Source organism: Methylocella sp. CPCC 101449, from assembly GCF_031921685.1.
Taxonomy (GTDB): domain Bacteria; phylum Pseudomonadota; class Alphaproteobacteria; order Rhizobiales; family Beijerinckiaceae; genus Terripilifer.
The window spans coordinates 1,489,338-1,507,444 of the sequence record NZ_JAPDHU010000001.1 but is presented as its reverse complement, the minus strand read 5'-3'; the positions used below and the strand labels follow the sequence as shown (position 1 = coordinate 1,507,444).

General features: G+C 63.2%; 14 protein-coding genes. 8 read left to right on the top strand and 6 right to left on the bottom strand.

Annotated features, from left to right (window positions below):
- Positions 1-61 precede the first annotated feature (61 nt).
- Positions 62-652, bottom strand: coding sequence for an arylesterase (locus tag OIM99_RS06910; protein WP_311849590.1), 591 nt, complete (start codon positions 650-652; stop codon positions 62-64).
- 111 nt (positions 653-763) lie between these two features.
- Between OIM99_RS06910 and OIM99_RS06905 the strand changes: the two genes are divergently transcribed.
- The 3 genes from OIM99_RS06905 (at position 764) to OIM99_RS06895 (ending at position 5,035) form a co-directional block, all read left to right on the top strand.
- Positions 764-1,492 carry an ABC transporter ATP-binding protein gene (locus tag OIM99_RS06905; protein WP_409371481.1) on the top strand — a complete coding sequence of 243 codons (729 nt, stop codon included), beginning with the start codon at positions 764-766 and terminating at the stop codon, positions 1,490-1,492.
- Between the two features lie 58 nt (positions 1,493-1,550).
- A complete protein-coding gene (locus OIM99_RS06900) occupies positions 1,551-4,106 on the top strand; it encodes an FtsX-like permease family protein (RefSeq protein ID WP_311850367.1) in 2,556 nt (851 codons plus the stop codon).
- Between the two features lie 185 nt (positions 4,107-4,291).
- Positions 4,292-5,035, top strand: coding sequence for a Bax inhibitor-1/YccA family protein (locus OIM99_RS06895; RefSeq protein ID WP_311849588.1), 744 nt, complete (start codon positions 4,292-4,294; stop codon positions 5,033-5,035).
- A gap of 259 nt (positions 5,036-5,294) precedes the next feature.
- Here OIM99_RS06895 and OIM99_RS06890 read toward each other — a convergent pair whose 3' ends face one another.
- Positions 5,295-5,627, bottom strand: coding sequence for a DUF2794 domain-containing protein (locus OIM99_RS06890; protein WP_311849587.1), 333 nt, complete (start codon positions 5,625-5,627; stop codon positions 5,295-5,297).
- A 581-nt stretch (positions 5,628-6,208) separates the two neighbouring features.
- Here OIM99_RS06890 and htpG point away from each other — a divergent pair.
- From htpG to OIM99_RS06865, 5 genes are all read left to right on the top strand, one after another.
- Positions 6,209-8,149, top strand: a complete 1,941-nt coding sequence (gene htpG / locus OIM99_RS06885; RefSeq protein WP_311849586.1) for a molecular chaperone HtpG — start codon at positions 6,209-6,211, stop codon at positions 8,147-8,149.
- Positions 8,150-8,171: 22 nt separating this feature from the next.
- A complete protein-coding gene (prmC, locus tag OIM99_RS06880) occupies positions 8,172-9,143 on the top strand; it encodes a peptide chain release factor N(5)-glutamine methyltransferase (protein WP_311849585.1) in 972 nt (323 codons plus the stop codon).
- Positions 9,144-9,408: 265 nt separating this feature from the next.
- Positions 9,409-10,371, top strand: coding sequence for a DUF4167 domain-containing protein (locus tag OIM99_RS06875; RefSeq protein ID WP_311849584.1), 963 nt, complete (start codon positions 9,409-9,411; stop codon positions 10,369-10,371).
- Positions 10,372-10,594: 223 nt separating this feature from the next.
- The gene (gene clpB / locus OIM99_RS06870) at positions 10,595-13,243 is read left to right on the top strand and encodes an ATP-dependent chaperone ClpB (RefSeq protein ID WP_311849583.1); all 2,649 of its coding nucleotides are present in this window, start codon (positions 10,595-10,597) and stop codon (positions 13,241-13,243) included.
- 74 nt (positions 13,244-13,317) lie between these two features.
- A complete protein-coding gene (locus OIM99_RS06865) occupies positions 13,318-14,979 on the top strand; it encodes an acyl-CoA dehydrogenase family protein (RefSeq protein WP_311849582.1) in 1,662 nt (553 codons plus the stop codon).
- A gap of 5 nt (positions 14,980-14,984) precedes the next feature.
- On the opposite strand, the gene OIM99_RS06860 is transcribed toward OIM99_RS06865, so the two are convergent.
- The 4 genes from OIM99_RS06860 to OIM99_RS06845 form a co-directional block, all read right to left on the bottom strand.
- Positions 14,985-15,611, bottom strand: a complete 627-nt coding sequence (locus OIM99_RS06860) for a TetR/AcrR family transcriptional regulator (protein ID WP_311849581.1) — start codon at positions 15,609-15,611, stop codon at positions 14,985-14,987.
- Positions 15,611-16,075 carry a nuclear transport factor 2 family protein gene (locus OIM99_RS06855; protein WP_311849580.1) on the bottom strand — a complete coding sequence of 155 codons (465 nt, stop codon included), beginning with the start codon at positions 16,073-16,075 and terminating at the stop codon, positions 15,611-15,613. Before OIM99_RS06855 ends, OIM99_RS06860 begins: the two co-directional genes overlap by 1 nt.
- A 109-nt stretch (positions 16,076-16,184) precedes the next feature.
- A complete protein-coding gene (locus OIM99_RS06850) occupies positions 16,185-17,330 on the bottom strand; it encodes a PLP-dependent aspartate aminotransferase family protein (RefSeq protein ID WP_311849579.1) in 1,146 nt (381 codons plus the stop codon).
- A 17-nt stretch (positions 17,331-17,347) separates the two neighbouring features.
- Positions 17,348-18,049 carry a hypothetical protein gene (locus tag OIM99_RS06845; RefSeq protein ID WP_311849578.1) on the bottom strand — a complete coding sequence of 234 codons (702 nt, stop codon included), beginning with the start codon at positions 18,047-18,049 and terminating at the stop codon, positions 17,348-17,350.
- Positions 18,050-18,107 lie beyond the last annotated feature (58 nt).

Below are 18,107 nucleotides of genomic sequence, written 5' to 3'. Positions count from 1 at the left end.
TTGCAGCATTTCACTTTGCCGAGGGGAACAAAAGCACCCTTTCATGACGGCTTGATTCACCTCACTGCGTCGCCTTCGCGCGCTCCAGGAGTTCCACCACTTTCGGCAGCATGCGCTCGACGATGACTTCGACGCCAGCACGCGTCGGATGCATGCCATCGGCCTGATTCAACGCCGTGTCGCCGGCGACACCATCGAGAAAGAACGGATAGAGGACGGCGTTGTATTTGCTCGCCAGGCGCGGATAGATCGCCGCGAACTGGCCGCCATATTCCTTGCCGAGCCCGGGCGCCGGCAACATGCCGGCGAGCAAGACCGGGATCTTGCGCTCGCTCAGTTTACGTAAAATTTCATCGAGTGACTTTTCCGTGAGCGCCGGATCGATGCCGCGCAGCATGTCGTTGGCGCCCAGTTCGACGATCACCGCATCGACCTTGTCGCCGAGCGCCCAGTCGAGCCGCTCAAGCCCGCCCTGGGCCGTATCGCCCGAGACACCGGCGTTAACCACCTCGACATCATGGCCGGCGGCACGCAGACGCCGCTCCAACACCACCGGAAACATGGCATTGGCCGGCAGATTGAAACCGGCCGTCAGACTGTCGCCCAAAGCGAGAATGCGCGTCGCTGCCTCTGCCTTGACCGTAGTGCTCATCACGCAAATCGTGAGCGCGACAAGCAGCCACGCCGCATGGCTCGAAACTCGCTTCGCCATCTGCTGGACGAAATTGCGCGACACACCATATGACTGCGATTGCCCGCGCATATGGCTCTCATCGGGGAAAACCTGGCTTTGTCTCAACCTGTTATCGCCATCGAAAACGTTCATCTCAGCCTCGGTCAGGGGCGGGCCCGTGTCCATATCCTCAAGGGCGTGTCATTGGAAATTGGCCGTGGTGAGGCAGTCGGCCTCGTCGGCCCGTCCGGATCGGGCAAATCGACCTTGCTGATGACCATGGCCGGCCTCGAGAAGCCGGATTCGGGCGCCATTTCCATCAACGGCGCCCGGCTCACCGATATGGACGAAGACGCGCTGGCGCGTTTTCGTGGTGCTAATATCGGTATCGTCTTTCAATCTTTCCACCTCATCCCGACGATGACGGCGCTGGAAAACGTCGCCGTGCCGCTGGAACTCGCCGGCATCGCCGATGCCGATCGCCGCGCCGCTGCCGAACTGAGCGCGGTCGGCCTGGGCGAACGGCTCGATCACTATCCGGCGCAATTGTCCGGCGGCGAACAGCAGCGCGTCGCGCTGGCCCGCGCCATGGCACCCAATCCGGCAATCCTCGTCGCCGACGAACCGACCGGCAATCTCGACGAGACCACCGGCCTGTCGATCATGGATCTGCTGTTCGCCATGAAGCGCGAACGCGGCGCCACTTTGGTGCTCGTCACCCACGATGCCAATCTCGCCGCGCGCTGCGACCGCCGCATCCGTCTGCGCTCCGGCGTAATCGACCCCGAACATGCCGCGACCGCCAAGGCGGATGCCTGACATGGCCAACGTCCAGACGGCCGACACATCCTTTAAAGCCACCACCTCCACATCCGGCATGACACGGCTTGGCGCGCTTTTGCGCTTCGCCGTGCGCGATCTGCGCGGCGGCCTGCGGGGCTTTCGCATTTTCCTCGCCTGTATCGCGCTCGGCGTCACCGCCATCGTCGGCGTCAATGCGACCTCGCGCGGCCTCTCCGATTCTCTCGCCGAGGAAGGCCGCCGCATTCTCGGCGGCGATATTTCCTTCTCGCTCATTCATCGCCAGGCCAATCCGCAGGAAGAAGCGTGGCTGAGGGAACAAGGCAAGGTCTCGACCATCGCCACCATGCGCGCCATGGCGCGCGCCGGCAACGGCACGCCTTCGCTCGTCGAATTGAAAGCCGTCGACAGCAGTTATCCGGCGCTCGGCGATGTCGAGATCGATTCGACACAGCCGCTGACGCAACTGCTCCAGCCGCGCAACGGCCTACCCGGCGCCATCGCCGATGCGGCGCTGCAGGCCCGCTTCGATCTGAAACCCGGCGACCGTTTTTTTCTCGGCGACGGCGAGTTTGAATTTCGCGGCACTTTGCTCTCCGAGCCCGACAAACTGGCCGGCGGCATTGGCTTTGGCCCGCGCGTCATCCTCTCGCAAGATGCTTTGCAAGCAACGGGCCTGCTCGCGCCAGGATCGTTGATCCGCTGGTCCTATCGTATTCTCGTCGAGGATCGCAGCGGCGGCACCGCGCCCGATCCGGCCATCGACACGATCATGCGCGCGGGCGAAAAAGCCTTTCCCGATGCGGGTTGGCAGGTCCGCACCCGCAACAATGTCTCGCCGCAGTTTCAAAAAAACATCGAGCGCTTCACGCAATTCCTCACCCTCGTCGGCCTCACCGCTTTGATCGTCGGTGGCGTTGGCGTCGCCAATGCGGTGCGCAGTTTCATCGACCGCCGCACGCCGGATTTCGCCACGCTGAAATCCCTCGGCGCCACCGGTCAGGATGTGTTCATCGTCGCTTTGACCGAGGTGCTGTTGATGTCGGCGGCGGGCATCGCCATCGGCATGGCGCTTGGTCTGGCACTGCCGTTCGTCATCTCCTGGGGCTTCGGCACGATCATTCCCGTACCGTTCAAAGCGGCTATTTATCCGACCGAAACGATGTCGGGCCTGCTCTATGGCGTGCTGACGACTTTGGCCTTTTCGCTCGGGCCGATCGGCCGCGCCCATGACCTGCCGGTCTCGGCGCTGTTCCGCGACCGCATCGATCATCGCGCGACGCGGCTGCGCTGGCGCTATCTCGCCATGATCGGCGTCGTCGCGGCTCTCCTGATCGGCACCATCGTCGTGCTCGCCAACGATCGCCGGCTGGCCCTGATCTACATCCTCTCCACCTTCGGCGGCATGGCGCTTTTGCGCTTCGTCGGCATCGGCATCATCGCTCTGGCGCGCCGCGCGCCGCGCTCGTCGAACACCGCCTTGCGCATGGCCGTCGCCAACATCCATCGGCCCGGCGCGCTCACCCATTCCGTCGTGCTGGCGCTCGGCCTGGGCCTGGCGCTGCTGACCACATTGACCCTCATCGACATCAACATCCGCGGTCAGTTGCGCCAAGGCATGCCCGGCCAGACGCCGAGCTTCTTCTTCATGGACATTCAGAACCGGCAAACCGCCGACTTCGACGCCTTCATGAAAACCCATGCGCCGGACGCCAAGCTCGAACGCGTGCCGATAATGCGTGGCCGCCTCGTTCAGCTCAACGAAACCAGAGCTGAAAACATCAAGGCCAAGGAAGATGCCGCCTGGGTGCTCGAAGGCGACAGAGGCATCACCTATTCCGCCGATCTGCCTGAAGGCTCGACATTGACCGAAGGCGAATGGTGGCCCGCCGACTACAAAGGCCAACCACTCGTTTCAATGGAGCGCGATGCCGCCAACGGCCTTGGCGTGCATGTCGGCGACACGCTGATCGTCAACGTGCTCGGCCGCAACATCACCGCCAAGGTCGCCAATCTGCGCGCTGTCAATTGGCGCACCATGGGCATCAATTTCGTCTTCGTCTTCTCGCCCAATACATTCGCGGGCGCGCCACATACCCATCTCGCCACAGCGACGTTTGCCGATGGCGATCATGGCGCGCAGGAAGTCGCGCTGCTGCGCGACCTGGCTGCGACCTTTCCGACGATCACCAGCATCCGCATCAAGGACACGCTTGAGGCCGTCTCGAAGATTGCCGATCAACTGGCCTTCGCCATTCGCGGCGCCACGGGCATAGCCTTGGCAGCCGCGCTACTGGTGCTGGGCGGCGCCTTGGCTGCCGGACAGCGGGCGCGCATCTATGATGCGGTGATCCTGAAAACCCTGGGCGCCACCCGGCGACGACTGTTGAGCGCACTCGTGCTCGAATATTCGATCCTCGGTGCCGCCACCGCCGTCTTCGGCGTGCTGGCCGGTTCGATCGCCGCTTGGGCGATCATGACGCGCGTGATGCGTGTCGAGGATTACAGCTTCGCCTGGGGTGCAGCCTCGCTTGGCGCCCTGGCTGCCTTGGTGGTCAGCGTGGTGTTGGGCCTGGCTGCCACCGTAAGAATACTAGGGCAGAAACCAGCGAGACATCTGCGGGACCTCTGAGCGTGAAGTCACGATGAGGCGAATTCGCTTTGATTTTAGCCATTAAGCGAGCGCTTTATCGTACGCCGCAACGCAAACTCCCCTTGTGTGTAACTTCGCCTCTCTCCATATTATCGGCAATTCGATTGCCACCGTGGCGTCGGACCGGCCCGGCAGGACGTCGGACGGAATTCAGAGAGGGACACATGTCGGACTTCGATCGCAACGCAACCGTCTGGGGCCGGACCAGCACCGCCCGCGCCGGTACTGCCGAATACGACCTCGGACTCCGGTCGTATATGCTCGGCATCTACAATCACATGACGCTGGCGCTGGCGATCTCGGCGCTTGTCGCGACAGGCATCTTCATGCTCGGCCGTGGCAGCCCGATCACGCAGGCACTCTATGGCTCGCCGCTGCGCTGGGTCATCATGCTTGCGCCGCTCGCCTTCGTCTTCGTGCTCTCCTTCCGTTTCGAGAAGATGAGCTACACCGCGCTGCTTGGCACCTTCTGGGCCTTCGCGGCGACGATGGGTCTGTCGCTTGGTTCGATCGGCCTTGTCTTCAAGGTCGGCAGCATCGTCCAGGCGCTGCTCGTGACGACGATCGCCTTCGGTGGTCTCAGCCTCTACGGCTACACCACCAAGCGCAGTCTGTCGGGCATGGGCTCGTTCCTGATCATGGGCCTCATCGGCCTCGTGGTCGCGAGCATCATCAACATCTTCCTCGGCTCGGGCGTACTCAGCTTCGCCATCAGCGCGATCGGCTTGCTGATCTTCGCCGGCCTCACCGCTTGGGACACCCAGCGCCTGAAGGAAGACTATGATTACCTGTCGCAGGACGGCGAACTGATGGCCAAGTCTTCGGTTATGGGCGCGCTGTCGCTCTACCTGAACTTCGTCAACATGTTCCAGTTCATCCTGTCGCTGACGGGCGCGCGCGACGACTGATCGCCGCTGGATCGTGAATAAGAAAGGCCCCGGCGAAAAACCGGGGCCTTTTTCTTTGCGCTGACCTTCGTGTCATCAAGTCAGTCGAATACGCCACAGCCTCTGTGTCATCCCGGACACGCGCAGCGTGATCCGGGAACCAGGGGCGCGTGACGAAATCTTGGTTGGTTGCGAACGCCGCTTCACCGCTGGGAGTCTATGCTCTACCGCTCGCCCCCGGCTCCCGGATCGCCTGCGGCGTCCGGGATGACACCGAGGCTCAGCCAGCGACGAGCTTGAGTTTACGATCGATCACGGAAATGACCTTCGCCAGCTCATGGCCGCGGCGCAGGATCTGGCCCATCGGCGCCACGACGCTATAGGCGCCCTGTTTGCGCGCCAGCTTCGGATCCTTCTCGATGCGGTAGAGCGGCATTTCCGACGTGCGCCGGAAAATCGAGAACACCGCCTTGTCGGTCGTAAAATCCATCGCATAATCGCGCCACTCACCGGCAGCGACCATGCGGCCATAGAGATTCATGATCTCGCGCAATTCGTGCCGGTTGAAGGAAACGACCGTTGGGACCGCCGCGCGGGACCCGGAGGAATTCATGTGAGAATTTTGGGGGTTGAGCGGGCGCAGCCACGCAATCTGCCCCCGACTCCCGTCAGTCGATCCTTGATCGCTGTCGCTCATCCGGCCTCCAAAGTGATCCCGCGCACCAAATCCTCAGGCCGACGCGAGCAAATCACATGACTGTATTGTGAACCCGACGGGCCGGCGCAGCAAGCCGGAAGACTGATGATCCCACCCTTTGCCGCGCCTTTTGGCCGCCGCACCAATCTCTCGGATTTTGTGGGATTTTCCCCGTGATTCTTTCATTGAAAATATCACAGTTTCGCCGCTTTCCAGCCGAACACACGCCCCGATCAAGCGGCATCTTCTGACCATCGCCTCTTGAGTACGACCGCCTGTTCCTGGATTTCGTCAGCCCCCCAGCCCCCCGGGAATGACGGTCGGTAAGAGAGCCCCCAGAGGGCGAGCGATTCCTGGGCCGACAGAGCGCCGCGCGCCTGTCGGCCCTTTTCTTTGTCCGCTCTGTCACGCCACCCCGGACTGACGGGCTTGAAACCTCCCGATAATCCCGCGATATGAGCGCCGAATTCCCCCCGACGCAGTGAGCGAGCTTATCCTTGACTGAAGCAACCGCAAAAACCGAGTCCCATGCTTTCCAGGCCGACGTGGCGCGCCTGCTGCATCTCATGGTCCATTCGATTTATTCGGACCGCGATATTTTCCTGCGCGAATTGATTTCCAACGGCGCCGACGCCTGCGAGAAGCTGCGCTATCTCGCCGTGCAATCTCCAGAACTTCTCAGCGACGAAGCGCCCTTCCAGATCGACCTCACCCTCGACAAGGATGCGCGCACGCTGACGATCACCGACAACGGCATCGGCATGGACCGCGCCGATCTCGTTCAGGCACTGGGCACGATCGCCAGTTCCGGCACGCGCGCCTTCCTCGAAAAGCTCGAAAAGCCGAAAAGCGATGAGGAGCGCGAAGTCGACGGCGGCGGAGAAAATTCTCCCGGCCAGCTCATCGGCCAGTTCGGCATCGGTTTCTATTCCGCCTTCATGGTCGCCGACAAAGTCGACGTCTTCACCCGCAAGGCCGGCGAATCGGAGGCCTGGCATTGGTCGTCGGACGGCCTCGGCGCTTATACGATCGAAGCGGCAACCACCGACGACGCGCCCGCGCGCGGCACCCGCGTCGTGCTGCACATCAAGGAAGACGCTGCGACTTATCTCGAAACCTACAAGATCGAGAGCGTCGTCCGCGAACATTCCGGCGCCGTGCAGATCCCCGTCGAGTTGCGCGACAAGCCCGATGCCGAACCGCGCCGCCTCACCGAAGGCGTGGCGATCTGGGCCAAGGCCAAGAGCGACATCACGCCGGAAGACTATACGGAATTCTATCGCGGCTTCGCCCATCAGTACGATGAGCCGGCACTGACCGCGCACTGGCGTGCCGAAGGCCGCCACGAGTATACGGTGCTTGGCTTCGTTCCGGGCTCGCGCCCGATGGATCTGTTCGATCCGATGCGCAAGGGCCGCGCCCGCCTCTACGTGCGCCGCGTCTTGATCACTGACGAAGCCGATCTGCTGCCCGGCTGGATGCGCTTCTTCCGCGTGCTGGTCGATTCCGCCGATCTTCCTCTCAACGTGTCGCGCGAACTCATTCAGCAGAGCCCGGTCTTCGCCACCATCCGCAAGGCCGTCGCCAACCGCCTGGTGCAGGAACTGGTGAAGCTCTCCGAAAACGACGCCGAAAAATTCAACGGCGTGTGGGAGAATTTCGGTCCGGTCATCAAGGAAGGTCTCTATGAGGATCCCGAACGGCGCGATCAACTGTTCAAGATCGCCCGCTTCGCCACCTCGACGCATCAAGACGGCAAGCGCTCGCTCGCCGATTATGTGAAGGATCTGAAGCCCAATCAGAACGCCATTTTCTATGTCACCGGCGACGATGCGAAGCAGCTTGCGGCCAGCCCGCAACTGGAAGGCTTCCACGCCCGTGGCATCGAAGTGCTGCTGCTCTCAGACCCGGTCGATGCCTTCTGGGTGACGACGGCGCTCGGTTTCGACGGCAAGTCGTTCAAGTCGGTGACGCAGGGCGCGGCCGATCTGAAGGACATTCCGCTGACCGATGGCCGCGAGCAGCCAGCCGCTGAAGCCAATTCCGCCGAGACCGCAAGCTTGCTCGCTTACATGAAGCAGACCCTGTCCGAGACGGTGGAAGACGTGCGCGTCTCCGATCGCCTCACCGACAGCCCGGCCTGTTTGATTGCGCCCGACTCAGGCCCCGATCGCCGGCTGGAACGCATTCTCGCCGAACATGGCCGCTTGCAGAATGTCTCCAAGGCCATTCTCGAAATCAATGCCACCCATCCGTTGATCGAGGTGTTGAAGCAGCGCGTGCAAGGCGACGGCGACAAGAGCTTCGTCGAGGATGCGACCTGGCTGATCTATGACGAGGCGCGATTGATGGACGGCGAGAAGATCGCCGACATGAGCGCCTTCGCCAATCGCCTGTTCCGGATGATGACCAAGGCAGGCATGGAAAATAAGCCATGAGAAATAAGTCGAGGACGTATCGATGAGCCCTGCGGCGCGCGCGCTGACGCAAACTTTGCGCGCGCAGCCCAGCATGGCCGCAGTGCTCGATCGTATCGCCGAAGCCTTCGCTGCAGCTGGCATCGATACGGCACGCCTCGACGCGCGCCTGTTGCTCTCGGCCGCGACCGGCATCGACGCCGCCGGACTTCTGGCGCGGATGAATGATCCGCTCGATGAAACAGCGCTCGACACGCTCATCGGCTTCGTCACACGCAGGCTCGATCGCGAGCCGGTCTCGCGCATTCTGGGCTCACGCGGCTTCTGGACGCTCGATCTGGCGATCAGCCCCGATGTGCTCGACCCTCGGCCCGACACTGAAACCCTGGTGCAGGCGGCCGTTACGGCCTGCCGCGCACGGCGCGATGAGCCGTTGCGCATTCTCGATCTGTGCACCGGCTCGGGCGCCATTCTCGCCGCCTTGCTCAGCGAATTCCCGAACGCCACCGGACTTGGCACCGACATCAGCCCCGCCGCCTGCGCCATCGCCCGACAGAACCTCGAAGCCACCGGCCTGGCCGCCCGGGGCGAGATCCGCATCGCCGATTGGGCCGATGGGATCGTTGGTCCTTTCGACCTTGTCGTCTCCAACCCGCCCTATATCGAAACCTCGGCCTTGGCTGGGCTTGACCCCGAGGTGCGACATTTCGACCCCCAATTGGCCCTCGACGGCGGGCCGGACGGCCTGACCGCCTATCGCGCCATCGCCACCGCTCTGCCCAAGCTTCTGGCCACCGACGGAGACAAAGGCAGGGGCTTGGGCACGGGCTTGGTTTTTCTGGAGATCGGTGCCGCCCAGGCCGCCGACGTCTCGGCCATTGTCGAAGCCGCCGGGCTTACCCATATTGAGGTAATCAAGGATTTCGGCGGCCGCGACCGGGTGGTGTGGGGCCGGGGACAATCAGAGGGTGAACGCGCAAACTTGCCGCTTGGCAGACGCGCAAAAACCGACTAGGGTTTTGATATTGAATCGTCTTGACGGGCGAGCTTGCCGCTAAAGGCAGCGCCGAAACGACGATAAATGTTTCTCCTAATCTATCGGTTCGGTGTGACGAACCGGGAAGATGGTTCCACGGCGGGGCCGTGGCGAGCGAACCTTGGCCGGAGAGCCTCATTATTCGCAATCGAATGATCCAGGAATGATCCTTGAATTGCGGACGCACATGGCACAGTCGCCATGCAGGGCGCCCGTCTTGATTGGTATGCCTTAGGAAAGATCCATGAGACCAGGTCAGAACAAGCGGATGCGCGGTCGTAACAATAACAACCGCAAGGGTCCTAATCCGCTCACACGTACCTACGAATCCAACGGTCCAGACGTCAAAATCCGAGGCACCGCCCATCACGTGGCTGAAAAGTACCTTCAGCTTGCCCGTGACGCCCAGTCTTCCGGCGATCCGGTCATGGCCGAGAGCTATCTCCAGCACGCCGAACATTATTTCCGCCTGATCGCCGCGGCCCAGCTTGCCCAGCAGCAGGCGCAGATGGGCGCCAGCCGTCCGCCGGGCGAAGCCCCCGACACCGCCGACGAGAGCGAGGATGACGACGACTTCGGCGTCATGCCCGACCGCTTCGCGTCGCCGCTCGAGCGCCAGCAGCCGCAACAGCAGCAGCCCTATCCGCAGCACGCCCAGCAGCCGCAGGGTCAATATCCCAACCAGCAGCCCTACGGCGGCCCGCAGGGCGACCAGCGCCAGCCCGGCCAGCAGATGGATCGGCAAGACCGGCAAGATCGCCAGCAGGGCGACCGCCAGTATCAGGATCGCGGCCCGCGCCAGGATCGGCAAGACCGGCCGTTCTACGACCGCAACCAGAACCGCAACCGCAACCAGAACCGTGACAATTATCGCGGCAATGGCCAGCAGCGCGATTACCAGCCGCGCGGCGACTACCAGCAGGAACAGCCGCGCTTCGAAGCGCAGCCGGAGCAGAACGGCAACCGCGCCCCGGCGGTCGAGCCGGACATGCCCGTCGGCCTGCCCTCCTTCATCACCGCGCCGAGCCGCCCCGCGCCGCAGGACGCAGCCCCGGTCGCCGAGGCTCCGCCCCGCGCCGCCGCGCCGGAAGCTGGCACCGAACATGAGGACGCCACCTTCCACCTGCGCAACCGGCGCCGCCGCCGGCCCAAGGCCGCCTCCGAGGGGGACACCCCCGTGGCCGATGACGTGCCGGCCGGCGAATAATCAGGCGAAGATCAAAAGGCCCGGTTCCCGAACCGGGCCTTTCCTTTGTGGGCCGCGGTAACATGCGGATTTCGGCCCTAATTTTTGCCAGAATAAAACCTGCGCGTCTTTTACTTCGTCGAATGCTCCTTACATCATAGTCGACGGCTGCCAATCGGGGCCGAATCAGTATGCGTGACGCGCAACGGTCGCTTCGGGGCTAGGGCGCGGGCAGGAGGATTTGATGAATTTGGACAAATACACCGAACGGGTGCGGGGCTTCATCCAGTCGGCGCAATCGCTGGCTTTGCGCGAAGGCCATCAGCAGTTCGCGCCCGAACATCTCTTGAAAGTTTTATTGGACGACAGCGAAGGTCTCGCCGCCGGTCTCATCGACCGTGCCGGTGGCCGTTCGCGCGATGCGCTGGTCCAGACCGAACTGGCGCTATCGAAGTTCCCCAAGGTACAGGGCACCGGTGCCGGCCAGCTCTATCTGGCGCCGACCACGGCCCGGGTCTTCGACTCGGCCGAAAAGATCGCCCAGAAGGCCGGTGACTCCTATGTCACCGTCGAACGCCTCCTGCTGGCGCTGGCCATGGAGAAGTCGAGCGACGTCGCCAAGATTCTGAGCAATGCGGGCGTCACCCCGCAAACTCTTAATGCCGCCATCGAGGACTTGCGCAAGGGCCGTACCGCCGACAATGCGACGGCGGAAAACGCTTATGACGCGTTGAAGAAATATACCCGCGACCTGACCGATGCCGCCCGCAACGGCAAGCTCGACCCGGTGATCGGCCGCGACGAGGAAATCCGCCGCACCATCCAGGTGCTGTCGCGCCGCACCAAGAACAACCCTGTCCTGATCGGTGAGCCCGGCGTCGGCAAGACCGCCATCATCGAAGGCCTTGCACTGCGCATCATCAATGGCGACGTGCCGGAAAGCCTGAAGGACAAGAAACTGCTCGCCCTCGACATGGGCAGCCTGATCGCCGGCGCGAAATATCGCGGCGAGTTCGAAGAGCGCCTGAAAGGCATTCTCAACGAAGTGACGGCGGCCGAGGGGGAAATCATCCTCTTCATCGACGAGATGCACACCCTGGTCGGCGCCGGCAAGGCGGATGGCGCGATGGACGCGTCCAATCTGCTGAAGCCCGCTCTGGCGCGCGGCGAATTGCACTGTGTCGGCGCCACGACCCTCGACGAATATCGCAAATATGTCGAGAAGGACGCGGCCTTGGCGCGGCGTTTCCAGCCGGTGTTCGTCAACGAACCGTCGGTCGAGGACACGATCTCAATCCTGCGCGGCCTGAAGGAAAAGTATGAGCTGCACCACGGCGTGCGCGTCACCGACGCGGCGATCGTCGCGGCCGCGACTCTGTCGAACCGCTATATCTCCGACCGCTTCTTGCCCGATAAGGCCATCGACCTTGTCGACGAAGCCGCCTCGCGCCTGCGCATGCAGGTCGATTCCAAGCCGGAAGAGCTCGACGAATATGATCGTCGCATCGTCCAGCTGAAAATTGAACGCGAAGCGCTGAAGAAGGAATCCGATGCCGCCTCGCGCGATCGGCTCGCCAAGCTCGTCAAGGAAATCGACGAACTGGAAGAGAAGTCGACCGTGCTCACCAACAAGTGGAAGGCGGAGAAGAGCAAGCTCGGCGACGCCCAGAAGCTCAAGGAGCGGCTGGAAGCGGCCCGCACCGATCTCGCCAATGCGCAACGGCGTGGCGATTTCGCCGAAGCCGGCAAGCTCGCCTATGGCGTAATCCCGGAGCTGGAGAAGACGCTTGCCGACAACGAGAACGCGGCTTCCGCCGGCCTCGTCGAGGAAGCGGTGACGGCCAATCACGTGGCGCAGGTCGTGTCGCGCTGGACCGGCGTGCCCGTCGATAAAATGCTCGAAGGCGAGCGCGAAAAGCTCCTCAAGATGGAAGAGGATCTGTCGCGGCGCGTCGTCGGCCAGAAGGAAGCGGTGCATGCGGTTTCGACCGCCGTGCGGCGCGCCCGTGCCGGCCTGCAGGACCCGAACCGGCCGATCGGCTCGTTCATGTTCTTAGGGCCCACCGGCGTCGGCAAGACCGAGCTGACCAAGGCGTTGGCGAACTTCCTGTTCGACGACGAGACGGCGCTCGTGCGCATCGACATGTCCGAATATATGGAGAAACATTCGGTCTCCCGTCTCATCGGCGCGCCTCCGGGCTATGTCGGCTATGACGAGGGCGGCGCTTTGACGGAAGCGGTGCGGCGCAGGCCTTATCAGGTCGTGCTGTTCGACGAAGTCGAGAAGGCGCATCCCGATGTCTTCAACGTTCTGTTGCAGGTTCTCGACGAGGGCCGGCTGACGGACGGGCAGGGCCGCACGGTCGACTTCCGCAACGTGCTCATCATCATGACGTCGAACCTCGGCGCCGAATATCTCGTCATGCAGAAGGAAGGCGAGGATTCAAGCGCCGTGCAGACCGAAGTGATGAACGTGGTGCGCGCGCATTTCCGGCCGGAGTTCTTGAACCGCGTCGATGAAATCGTCTTGTTCCACCGGCTGCGCCGCGAAGACATGGGCGCCATCGTCGACATCCAGATGAGCCGTCTGGCGAAGCTGCTGGAGGATCGCAAGATCACCCTCGACCTCGACCCGAAGGCCCGCACCTGGCTGGCCGACAAGGGCTACGATCCCTCCTATGGCGCGCGCCCGTTGAAGCGCGTCATCCAGAAAAGCGTTCAGGATCCGCTGGCGGAAGCCATTCTGTCGGGCGAGATCCACGATCAGGAAACCGTGCGCATCTCGGCCGAGCGCGGCGCCATTGTCATCAACGGCAAGGCGCAGAGCGAGAGCGCGGCCGAGAAAGCCAAGAGCGGCGGCGCCACGGTGGTGAACTTTCCCAAAGGCGCGTAATCGTTCCTGATGTTTCCTTTCAAGCCGGGCGGCGTGTTAGCGTCGCCCGGCTTTTTTTGTTTTAAGGGGAGAGCATGCGCGGGCGAGCCAACGAGCCAAACGACATGGATGCGCTGCTCGCTCTGCTGCCGGACGCGGTGACGGCTCTGACCCGTTTCGAAGATGCGGTGCGCACCCGCGTACGGCGAAAGATCGAGATATCGGCTGGCGGTCTCGATGCCGAACAACGCGCCCTGCATGGCCTTGCCTGGCTCGCCACCTATCGCCAGACCCTGCAAGAAATCACCGATCATCTGGTGCAAGCCAAGGCGCGCGGACAGACGAGCGCCGTGACGCAGGCCATGGGCTTGATCGCCGCCAGCGAATATCTGGCACAATGTTTCGGCGGCCTGCCGATGAGCCAATTGGAATTCGCCCGTCCGCATGATTTCGGGTTCTCAGCGACGGAAGCGGCCGCTTACCAGACGCCGGCTGTCGAACGGCTGATCGCCCATGGCAATACCGCCGCGACTCGCGCCGCGCTAACGCGTGCCATACGGCAGGCGGAACCATCACGCCTTTTCGATAGCGATCTCGAAAGCGATCTGGCGGCGATCACCGAAACGATTCACCGCTATGTCGACACGAAGATCGTGCCACAGGCGCACGGCTGGCATTGCGACAATGCCTATATTCCCCTCGACATCATTGCCGATCTCTCGCGCCTGGGTGTCTTCGGCCTGACCCTGCCGGAGGACTACAAAGGTCTTGGCCTCGGCAAGACCGCCATGTGCGCCGTCACCGAGGAATTGTCGCGCGGCTATATCGGTGTCGGCTCACTCGGCACGCGCTCGGAGATCGCCGCCGAATTGCTGCTGGCCGGCGGCACCGAAGAGCAGAAACGCAAATATCTGCCGGGCATCGGCTCGGGGCAGATCATCACTACCGCCGTCTTCACCGAGCCCGAGGCCGGCTCCGATCTGGCGAGCCTGCGCCTGCGCGCCACACGTGTGGACGATCATTATCTGCTGCGCGGCGCCAAGACCTGGATCACCCATGCGGCGCGCGCCGATCTGATGCTGGTGCTGGCACGCACCGGCACGAGTGAAACGCGACACGACGGCCTGTCGATGTTTCTCGTCGAAAAGCCGCGCGGCGACGATGCCGAACCGTTCACGCTGCAAGGGCTTTCCGGCAGCGAGATTGAAGTGCTGGGCTATCGCGGCATGAAGGAATTCGAACTGGTGTTCAACGATGTCGCCGTACCGGCAGCGGCTCTGCTCGGCGGCGCCGAGGGCAGGGGCTTTCGCCAATTGATGCAGACGTTCGAATCGGCGCGCATTCAAACGGCGGCCCGCGCCATCGGCACGGCGCGCGCGGCTTTCGAACTCGCCGTGCATTACGCCCTCGAACGACGCCAATTCGGCAAGGCTCTGATGGATTTTCCGCGCGTCAGCGACAAGATCGCTTTGATGGCGGCGGAGATTTTCGCCGGACGGCTACTCACCCATTTCGCGGCCCGCGCCAAGGATCTTGACCGGCGCTGCGATCTCGAAGCCGGCATGGCGAAACTGTTAGCCGCGCGCATCGCCTGGGCCTGCGCCGACAACACCGTGCAGATTCACGGAGGCACCGGCTTCGCGCTTGAACATCCCGCTTCCCGCCTGCTCTGCGATGCCCGCATTCTGTCGATCTTTGAAGGCGCCGCCGAAATCCAGGCCCATGTCATCGGCCGGCGATTGCTGGAAGAGGCTTAGGCCCCTTACGACTTTTGCTTCGGCGCACCCTTTTGCCGTTTGACGAGGTCAGCCCAGAGAACGCTGTAGCCCATCGCGTCCAACAACCGCTGGCGCAATTGCCCTGTGATGCGCTGAAACGTGCCGGTGTCGTCGAGCGCGCGCGACAGCACGATCGCCCCTTGAATGCCCGCGACCGCTTCCTCGGCCAGAAGTCTCGCCGTCTTCGACGCGACGCCTCGTTTGACGATCGCCTTGCGCAAGGCCTCGATCCAGCGGCTGAAATAGTCGGCCACCGCCGCTGCGAAGGGGTCGCGCGCCGAGCCCAGCCCAACCACGCCGACGAGACAGACGCGCTGCCCGGAACGGAAATAGCCGTCGACCGCATCGAACATCGCATCGACGACGGCCGGCGCGTCCTTGGCATGCGCCAGTTTGGCGAAGATTTCCGTTTCGAACCACGCGTCGATATCCGCCAGCACGGCCGCCATCATCTCTTCCTTTCCGCCCGGAAAGAAATGATAGAGGCTGCCTTTGCCCAGGCCCGTCGCCGCCGAAATGAGCGTCAGGCTCGCGCCTTCATAGCCATGTTCGCGAAACACTTCCGCCAAACCTGGCAGCGCATCGGCGCGCTCGGCGACAACGCGCGGCACTAGAGGCCCAGATCACTCAGCGATGGATGGTCGGCCGGGCGCGCACCGAGCGGCCAATGAAATTTGCGCTCGCTCTCCTGGATCGGCAGATCGTTGATCGAGGCGATGCGCCGCGACATCAGCCCGGCTTCATCGAATTCCCAATTCTCATTGCCATAGGAGCGGAACCAATGGCCGCTGTCGTCATGCCATTCATAGGCGAAGCGCACGGCGATCCGGTTGCCGGCATGGGTCCAGACTTCCTTGATCAGGCGATAATCCAGTTCGCGCGCCCATTTGCGCTGCAAGAAAGCGACGATTGCGCCGCGCCCCGCGATGAATTCGGCGCGATTGCGCCAAGGGCAATCCGGCGTATAGGCGAGCGACACCCGCTCGGGATCGCGGCTGTTCCAGGCATCTTCCGCCATCCGCGCCTTCTGCGCGGCGGTTTCGGCATTGAACGGCGGCAACGGCGGACGGGACATGCGGAACTCCTTGACCGATGGGACTGCATTGTACCGAACGGTACAATGGTTCCCGCGAAATGGCAATGCCCGGCCATCGGCGCCATCTGATATTCAGCCGATGTGGAAATTACGCCCGCAGCGCGCGATCGAGATCCTCGAGCAGATCTTCCGGATCCTCGATACCGACCGACAGCCGCAAGAGATCGTCGGGGCAGGGCGTGCCCGGCCCTTCGACGCTGGCGCGATGTTCGATCAGGCTTTCGACCGAGCCGAGCGACGTCGCGCGTTTCCACAGACGCACCTGCGCCGCCGTCTTGATCGCTGCCGCCGCGCCGCCATGGCAACGGATCGACAGCATGCCGCCGAAGCCGCCGTGCATCTGCCGCGCGGCGATCGCATGTTCGGGATGATCCGATAGCCCCGGATAGAGCACCGCATCGACACGCGGATGCACCGACAGGCTTTCGGCGATCGCCTGCGCCGATTCGCAGGCGGCGCGCACGCGCAGATCCAGCGTGCGCATGCCGCGGATCAACTGATGCGCTTCGAACGAACCCAGGATCATGCCATGCGCACTGCGCACGCTTGAGATGCGCGACCAGACATCGGTGACAGCAGCCGTCACCAGCGCACCGGCGATCACATCACTATGACCATTGAGATATTTGGTCGCCGAATGCATGACGAGATCGGCGCCGAGGCGCAAAGGCTGTGACAGGATCGGCGTCGCCACGGTGGAATCGGCCGCCAGCAGCGCGCCATGGTCATGCGCCAGTTGGGCGATGGCTGCGATATCGCACACATGCCAGAGCGGATTGGCCGGCGTTTCGATCCACACCAAGGCTGTCGGCGCGCGTTTCAGACTGGCTTCGAGCGCAGCAAGATCGCGCATGTCGACGACATCGACAATGAGGCCCCATTGGGTGGCATCCTGCATCACCCAGCGCCGCAGGCCCCAATAGAAAACTGGCGGCACGATGACGCGATCGCCCGGCTTCAGCGCCAGGAAAACCGCCAGCGCCGCCGACATGCCCGACGACAACACCATCGCCGCCGCACCGCCTTCGAGCGTGCGGATGATCTCTTCGGCATGCTGAACAGTGGGATTGTCGGGCCGGCCATAGCTATAGCCACGGCTGTAGGCGTTATCGGCGTCGCGTTCGTAGGTGCTGGCCACATGGATCGGCGGCACGATGGCGCCGCTCGCTTCATCGATCCACCCCAGCGCTTGCGCCAGCCAGGAGCGCGCCCGCAAACCGTCCTTCTCAGCCATGCTCACTCAACCGCATATCATCCACGCGGCGCGAACCGCACCAAAACGTCGTTAGCCTCACCGAGCGGGGAAGCCAACCGGCTTTTGAACGTGGCGCTCTGGCCACCGTTGAGATGGGTCACGGGCGCGGCCGCCGACCAGCGATAGATATCGCGGCCGCTCTTGTCTTGCAGGAACAGATTGAGCTCGCCGATCTTGCGGCGTGTCTTCTGCACATTGACGATCTCGCCCTCGACCATGAGATAGGTCTGGCCGTTGGCTTCATGCAGCGTTGCCTTCACGTCGCGCAATTCGACGCCAAGCGTATTCGCCGGCAGGCCGATGGCACTGAAGACGCTGGCGGTCGGCGGCGCGATGGCCACCAATTGATGGCGCCCGGCGAGCGCCGCGCTGGAAAGGCCGAGCAGCGCCACGGCGGCGGCCAACGGCAAGCGTGCCGACCAGCGGCGCACCGGGCGTGCCGGCGCCTCGGCCTGCCGCCGCAAGCGGCGCGGCGGATTCTGCCGAGCGGGAATGTCGCGGATCGTGTCCACAACCGGCGCAACGCTCTTGAAGGGGGCCGAGCGCGGTCTAAACTGCTCGTCACGCAGAATGAGCACGTCGAAGGCCATATCGTCGCGCGCCACCTCTGCCGGGCAGGATTCGGCCGCAAATGGAGCGGTCTCGTCGGCAACGGGCCATTGATCGGGAGAAGTGGTGACAAGCGACTGCGAATTCATCATCGGGAACCGGTTTGAGGACGCCGGGATCAACCCCGCGACGTTGTGATCATCTGCG

Coding starts and splice junctions, on each gene's coding strand:
- OIM99_RS06910 (WP_311849590.1), bottom strand. CDS start 652: ATGAGCACTACGGTCAAGGCAGAGGCAGCGACGCGCATTCTCGCTTTG.
- OIM99_RS06905 (WP_409371481.1), top strand. CDS start 764: ATGGCTCTCATCGGGGAAAACCTGGCTTTGTCTCAACCTGTTATCGCC.
- OIM99_RS06900 (WP_311850367.1), top strand. CDS start 1,551: ATGACACGGCTTGGCGCGCTTTTGCGCTTCGCCGTGCGCGATCTGCGC.
- OIM99_RS06895 (WP_311849588.1), top strand. CDS start 4,292: ATGTCGGACTTCGATCGCAACGCAACCGTCTGGGGCCGGACCAGCACC.
- OIM99_RS06890 (WP_311849587.1), bottom strand. CDS start 5,627: ATGAATTCCTCCGGGTCCCGCGCGGCGGTCCCAACGGTCGTTTCCTTC.
- prmC (WP_311849585.1), top strand. CDS start 8,172: ATGAGCCCTGCGGCGCGCGCGCTGACGCAAACTTTGCGCGCGCAGCCC.
- OIM99_RS06875 (WP_311849584.1), top strand. CDS start 9,409: ATGAGACCAGGTCAGAACAAGCGGATGCGCGGTCGTAACAATAACAAC.
- clpB (WP_311849583.1), top strand. CDS start 10,595: ATGAATTTGGACAAATACACCGAACGGGTGCGGGGCTTCATCCAGTCG.
- OIM99_RS06865 (WP_311849582.1), top strand. CDS start 13,318: ATGCGCGGGCGAGCCAACGAGCCAAACGACATGGATGCGCTGCTCGCT.
- OIM99_RS06855 (WP_311849580.1), bottom strand. CDS start 16,075: ATGTCCCGTCCGCCGTTGCCGCCGTTCAATGCCGAAACCGCCGCGCAG.
- OIM99_RS06850 (WP_311849579.1), bottom strand. CDS start 17,330: ATGGCTGAGAAGGACGGTTTGCGGGCGCGCTCCTGGCTGGCGCAAGCG.
- OIM99_RS06845 (WP_311849578.1), bottom strand. CDS start 18,049: ATGAATTCGCAGTCGCTTGTCACCACTTCTCCCGATCAATGGCCCGTT.